This window comes from Micromonospora sp. NPDC003776, assembly GCF_053605645.1.
The window spans coordinates 1-6,171 of sequence record NZ_JBSGJR010000430.1 but is presented as its reverse complement, the minus strand read 5'-3'; the positions used below and the strand labels follow the sequence as shown (position 1 = coordinate 6,171).

Genomic DNA, 6,171 nt, shown 5'->3' with positions numbered 1-6,171 from the left:
GCCGGCCACCGTGGGCGCGGTGAAGGCGGCGTCGTTGGCGCGCTGCCGGGCCGGGTCCCAGAACGGCGCGTACGGCCCCTCCGGCCGGCCGACCATCCGGGGCGCGAACGCCCACCCCTCCACCAGCACCGAGCGCTGCGCGTAGCCGCTGAGCCAGAACGAACGCGCGTCGCACCAGCCGTCCACCACCGCCCGACAGTGCACATTGGTGGCCAGCACGTCATCGGGGCCGCTGTGCGCGTAGACCCAGCGGGCCGCCTCGACCCGGGACGCCGGCATGGCCACCACCGGGTAGGCGCCGCCGTTCGGATGGTGCCGGGCCGCCACGGCGTCCAGCACCAGGCCGGGCGCCCCGGCGGCCAGCACGGCGGTGAGCAGCAGCAGGCCGCCCCGGCCGGCCAGCCCGGGCCAGCGCCCGACCAGCGCCGGCCAGCACAGGGCCACCACCAGCGCCGCCGCGGCCCGCACGCCGGCCCAGCAGAGCAGCGGCAGCACCGGGGCGTACGCCGGGGTGGCCGGCGTGCTGGTCGCGGCGCCGAGCTGGACCGCGGTGAGCAGCCCGGCGAACCCGGCGGTCGCGGCGGCGAGCAGCCGGCGGCCGCGGGCGGAGAGGGCGGCCCGGTCGGCGACCTCGGCCCAGCCCCAGGCGGACAGCAGCACCCCGAACGCGAACCCGCTCCGGGTGAAGTACTGGTTGCTGCTGCCCGGGTGGCCGACCAGCAGGTAGATGGCCGGCCCGGCGAGCGCGCCACCGAGCAGGAACACCTGCACCGGCTCCAGCCGCCCGCGACGCACCCGCAGCAGCGCCACCACCCCGGCCAGCCGGAGCTGCAGGCTGAGCAGGAACGCCACGAACACCCCCGCCCAGACCAGCGCGGTGAAGCCGGCCGAGCGCCCGGCCGGCAGGTAGGGGCGCAGCCCGGAGAACGGGTCGACGGTCACCCCGTGACTGGTGAAGGCGAAGAGCACCGCGGTGGCGAAGAGCTGCGCGGCCACGGCCAGCCCGGCGGCGACCAGCACCGCCCGGGGCACCCGGCGGCGGGTCACCAGCGCCACCGCCCCGGTGGCGGCGAGCGCGGCCAGCACCACGGGCAGCGAGCTGGCCTTCGCGCCGGTCGAGGCGGCCAGGAAGAGCACCACCAGCACCCAGGCGCCCCGGCCGAGCGCCGGCACGGCCACCCCGCGGGCCCGGCCGACGACCTCGCCGAGCGCGGCGAGCAACGGCAGCAGCAGCACCCAGCTGTACGTCATCGACGGGCTGCCCCAGACGATGAAGGTGGCCTGGGTGCCGAAGAGCTGCCGCCAGCCGTTCTCGAAGCCGAACTCGCCGACGGTGAACATCAGCCCGGCGGCCACCACCCCGGCGTACGGCCGGCCGGTGATCCGCCAGCCCACCACCGCGACCAGCACCGCCGCCAGGGCGCACAGCGCCGGCACGCCGAGCCGGAAGAAGACCGTGGGCAGGTCGACGCCGCTGACCAGGCTGGTCGCGGCCAGGTGGGCGAAGCCGAACCAGTGGTAGTGCAGCGGCTCGCCGACGGCCTGCGGCACGTCCAGCGGCACCTGGTGGGTGGCCGCCCCGGCCAGGGAGAGCTGGAACGCCAGGTCGATGTACTGGGCCTGCCCCTCGTCGGTGGGCAGCACCGGGTTGACCGCGAGGAAGGACTGGTGGAGGTAGAGGGTGAACCCGGCGACCACCCCGGCCAGGGACCACGCCCACCCGGACGGCACGGTGGTGGTGTAGCGCACCCGCCAGTGCCGGCGCAGGCGGGGCACGGCGGCGAACGGCACCAGTACCGCGAGCGGCCAGAACCGCAGCCCCCCGGGCACGCCGAGGCCCGTGCACACCGCCCACGCGGCCAGCTCCAGGACCAGACCGACGGCGGCACCCATGGCCAGGTCCTCGACCAGGGTGTACGCGCGGCGGCGCAGCGCGCGGAACACCAGCGTCCCGGGCAGCAGCACGGCCAGCAGCGCGTACCCGGTCCAGCGGGCGAGGGCGGTGACCGGGGTGCCGGCGACGAGCAGCACGGCGGCGACGACGGCGTACCCGGCCACGGCCGGGGCGTAGCGGAGCACGGTCGGGCGGCGGCGCGGGTCGACGGTGGACGGGGTGGCATCCCCGGCGGCGAGGACGGTCACCGCAGGGTGTCGGCCAGCTCGGCGGCGTCCGGCCGGACCGGTTCCCCGTCGGCACTGTCGCCGGCCACCACGTACGCCGGGCGGCCCTGGACCAGCGTGTAGATCCGGGCCACGTACTCGCCGAGCAGGCCGAGGCAGAGCAGCTGCACCGCGCCGAGGAAGAGGATCGCCACGTACAGGGAGGGCCAGCCGCTGACCGTGGCCCCGGCGAACCAGGCCAGCACCGCGATCACCACGAGCACCCCGCAGACCGCCACGCCGGCCAGGCCCAACCAGGTGGCCACCCGCAGCGGGGCGGCGGAGAAGCTGGTGACGCTCTCGGCGGCCAGGCCGGCCATCCGGGAGAGCGGGTACTTCGTCCGCCCGGCGGCCCGCTCCTGCCGCTCGTAGCGGACCTCGCCGCTGGGGAAGCCGAGCCAGGGCACCACCAGCCGGAGCACCGGGTTGCGCTCGGGCAGCTCCCGCAGCGCCTCCACGACCGCGCGGCTGAGCAGCCGGAAGTCGCCGGCCTGCCCGGGCACCTGCCGGCCGACCAGCCGCCGGATCAGCCGGTAGTAGCCGGCCGCGGTCCACCGCTTGAACCGGGTGTCAAGGCTGCGGTCGGCCCGGACGCCGTAGACCACGTCCAGCCCCTCGGCCCGCGCCCGCCGGAGCATCTCGGCGATCACCTCGGGCGGGTCCTGGAGATCGGCGTCGATGCTGGCCACGTATCCGCCGCGGGCCCGGAGCAGCCCCGCGTGCAGGGCCGCCTGGTGGCCGCTGTTGCGGCGCAACCGCAGCACGCGCAGCTCGGGCCAGCCGGCCCGGAGCACGGCCAGTGCCGCGGCGCTCCCGTCGGTGCTGCCGTCGTCGACCGCCACCACCTCGTACGCCTCACCGAGCCCGTCGAGGACGCCGCGCAACCGCTCGGCGAGCAGCGGCAGCACGTCCTGCTCGTTGAAGATCGGCACCACCACGGAGAGGGCCGGCTGCGGTGCGGTCACGGCGCTCGACCTTCCGTTCCCCGGCGACGGTGGACGGGGCAGACGCTACCAGCGGGCCGGTCGCGCCCGGGGCCCGTCAGCGGCCATCGTGCCGGGTCAGGTGCCGCAGACGGTGGCGGGCAGGCCGGGTACCGGCACCGGCGACCGGCCGTCCGGACGGGCCTTGCCGGCGAGCACCTGGGCCAGCCCCGTCATCGACGCCCGGCTGGAGGAGTACGTCGCCAGCAGCGTCGGCGACTTCGCGCCGGCCAGCACGTACGGGGTGTCCATGGCCACCGTCACGGCGGCGTCGGCGCGCAGGTCCCCGGCGGCGTCGCCGTACCCGACGAGGTGCACCACGGTTCCGCCGCTCGGCACCACCTTCACCCCGGCGGTGGTGAGCGCCTCGGTCAGCGCCGCCCGGGTCTGCTCGCGACCGGCGGAGGAGGTGACGGTGACCGGACCGGGGACCGGGGCGCCGCAGGTGCCGCGCAGCATGGTGACCGCGGCCGCCGCCAGGGCTCCGGCGGCCTTCTGGTGCTCGGCGCCGCCCAGGGTGGACAGGTCCGGGGTGGGCCGGCCGGCGAGGGTGAACTTCATGGTCAGCACCCGGGTCACCGCGTCGACCAGCCGGGCCCGGGGCAGCGAGCCGTCCTTCAGCGCGGCGAGCAGGCCGTCGTAGGCCTGGCCCACGTTCGGGGTCATCAGGATGAGGTCGTTGCCGGCGTTCAACGCGCGGACCGCGGCCTCCCCCGGCGACCAGCGCTTGGCCGGCGCCATGTTCATCCCGTCGGTGATCACCACGCCCTGGAAGCCGAGCTGGCCGCGGAGCACGTCGGTGAGGAGCTTGTGCGAGAAGGTGGCCGGGGTCCCCGGGTCGACGGCCTTGACGTCGAGGTGGGCGGACATCACCGCCAACGCACCGGCGTCGATCCCGGCGCGGAACGGCGGGAACGCGAGGCGGTCCAGCTCGGCCCGGGACTGACCGACCACGGGCAGGTCCTTGTGCGAGTCGGCGGCGGTCAGGCCGTGCCCGGGGAAGTGCTTGACGCTCGCCGCCACCCCCTCGGCCTGCAGCCCGCGGACCGCGCCGGCCACCTGCTCGGCGGCGTTCTTCGGGTCGGACCCGAAGGAACGGGAGCCGATCACCGTGCTCGAGGTGGCCAGCACGTCGGCGACCGGGGCGAAGTCCAGGTTGATCCCCATCGCGGCCAGCTCGGCGCCGGCCGCCCGCCACGCCGCCTCGGTCAGCGCCGGGTCGCCGGCCGCGCCGGCGGCGAGCGGGCTGGGCAGCAGGGTCACGCCGTCGGTGATCCGGGTCACCACGCCGTACTCCTGGTCGGTGCCGATCAGGAAGGGTGCGGCACCGGCGGGGAGCTTGCCGGCGGCGGCGCGCAGGCCCGTGGTCAGCTCGCGGACCTGCTTCGGGTTGTCGACGTTGGTGGTCTCCTGGTTGGCGGAGGTGGGGTCGTCGGCGCTGAAGCCGACCAGGATCACCCCGCCCAGCCGGTACTTCGCCACCATCTCGGCGGGGGTGTCGACCCCGGCGAGGGCGCGGTTGCCGGCGGCGGATCCCGGCGAGACCCGGGTCGCCGAGTCGCCGTACGCGTAGGGCATCAGCACCTGGCCGACCAGGTCCTCGTCGGAGAGGGTGCGGACCAGGGCCTCGGCGCGGCCCTTCGGGTCGGTCGGGGTCGGGGCCGGGATGGCCGGGGACCCGCTGGTCGAGGCGCTGGGCGCCGCTCGGCCGGGTGCCTTCGTGCAACCGGAGCCGAGCAGCACCAGCAGTGCCGCGAGCACGAGCAAGGTACGTCGCGGGGTGGTCGACACGGGGCCCATCCCACCAGGGTCCGCGTATCAGGGCAACTTGACCCGGGTCAGCCCACTCTGGTGAGCAGGGTCACGGGAGCGCCGTCCCCGGCGTACCGGTACGGCTCCAGTTCGGCGTCCCAGGCGGTGCCGAGCGCCTTGTCCAGGGCGTGGGCGAGGGCCTCCGGGGCCCGGGCGGAGGCCATGATGGCCCGCAGCCGGTCCTCGCCGAGCTGGATGTCGCCGGCCGCCCCGACGGTGGCGCGGAACAGGCCGCGGCCGGGGACGTACATGAACCGCTCGCCGTCGACGCCCGGACTCGGCTCCTCGGTCACCTCGAAACGGATCATGGGCCACTGCCGGAGGGCAGCAGCCAGCTCGGCGCCCGTCCCCGGGCTGCCGGTCCATCCGCACTCGGCGCGCCGGGCGCCGGGATCGACGGGCTGGGCCGTCCAGTGCAGGTTGACCGGCGCGGCGAGGACGCGCGCGATCGCCCACTCGACGTGCGAGCACACGGCGAGCGGGGTCGAGTGGACGTATACGACGCCACGCGTTGGCACGGTGACCTCCCGGTGAGCGAGGTGCGTCTTCCCCTACGACCTCGTCCGTCCGAGTGGTGCCGTGAAACACATGATGACTGCTGTGACGGATGGTGCGCCAGCGAATCGGAAAATTCGCCGGGCCCGGGACCGGGAAATACCCGGGCGGCTGACCTGGTTGACCCCTCTGACGGCGCGATGACCAGCCAGGCGTCGAGGTCGTGTACAGTTCTCTGGGCGGTTCTGTGCCGCCGTACATCTTCGCGGGCCGAGGCTCATCCGGGCGTCACCCGCAACAGCCCCCGGACGTTTAAGTCCTCCCGTACGTCTGCAAGGAGTACCTCCGTGGCGAGCAACACCTCTAAGACCGCGCGCGCGTCAGTCCGGGCCGGCCAGGCTGGCCAGGGTGGCGCCCTCAGCGTTCTGGGCGAGTTCAAGTACCTCATCCCGCTGAACGGCGGCAAGCACGCCTACGTGCGCAACCTGACCAACGGCAAGACCGCGCACCTGCGCACCGACTCCGAGGCCTTCGTCGAGGAGATCCGGGTGCTGGCCGCCGCCGGCCACGCCGCCAAGATCCGCGCTGAGATCAACGGCCTGGCCGCGGCCCACCCGGAGCACGGCTGGGACAAGACCGAGAAGCGTCTCGTCGAGGCCGGCGTCTTCGAGGGCTGAGCCCTCACCCGCGTCACCACGAACCGCCCGCCGGGGGTCACCCG

Annotated in this window: 5 protein-coding genes; 1 reads left to right on the top strand and 4 read right to left on the bottom strand. The window is 75.3% G+C overall.

The features are described 5' to 3' along the window. The 4 genes from ACWEVO_RS27165 to ACWEVO_RS27150 form a co-directional block, all read right to left on the bottom strand. A partial coding sequence (locus tag ACWEVO_RS27165) for a hypothetical protein (RefSeq protein WP_452310337.1) occupies positions 1-2,142 on the bottom strand: 2,142 nt, incomplete at its 3' end. Then, entirely contained in the window at positions 2,139-3,125 is a 987-nt protein-coding gene (locus ACWEVO_RS27160) for a glycosyltransferase family 2 protein (protein ID WP_452310336.1), read from the bottom strand. The genes ACWEVO_RS27160 and ACWEVO_RS27165, both read right to left, overlap by 4 nt. A 96-nt stretch (positions 3,126-3,221) precedes the next feature. Continuing rightward, entirely contained in the window at positions 3,222-4,943 is a 1,722-nt protein-coding gene (locus ACWEVO_RS27155; protein WP_452310335.1) for a glycoside hydrolase family 3 protein, read from the bottom strand. 38 nt (positions 4,944-4,981) lie between these two features. Beyond that, positions 4,982-5,473: a DUF3145 domain-containing protein gene (locus tag ACWEVO_RS27150; RefSeq protein ID WP_357328301.1), complete on the bottom strand. Its 492-nt coding sequence runs from the start codon at positions 5,471-5,473 to the stop codon at positions 4,982-4,984. Positions 5,474-5,797: 324 nt separating this feature from the next. Between ACWEVO_RS27150 and ACWEVO_RS27145 the strand changes: the two genes are divergently transcribed. Beyond that, positions 5,798-6,127 (top strand): hypothetical protein, encoded by a 330-nt coding sequence (locus tag ACWEVO_RS27145; RefSeq protein ID WP_416296209.1) that lies wholly within the window; start codon positions 5,798-5,800, stop codon positions 6,125-6,127. Positions 6,128-6,171 lie beyond the last annotated feature (44 nt).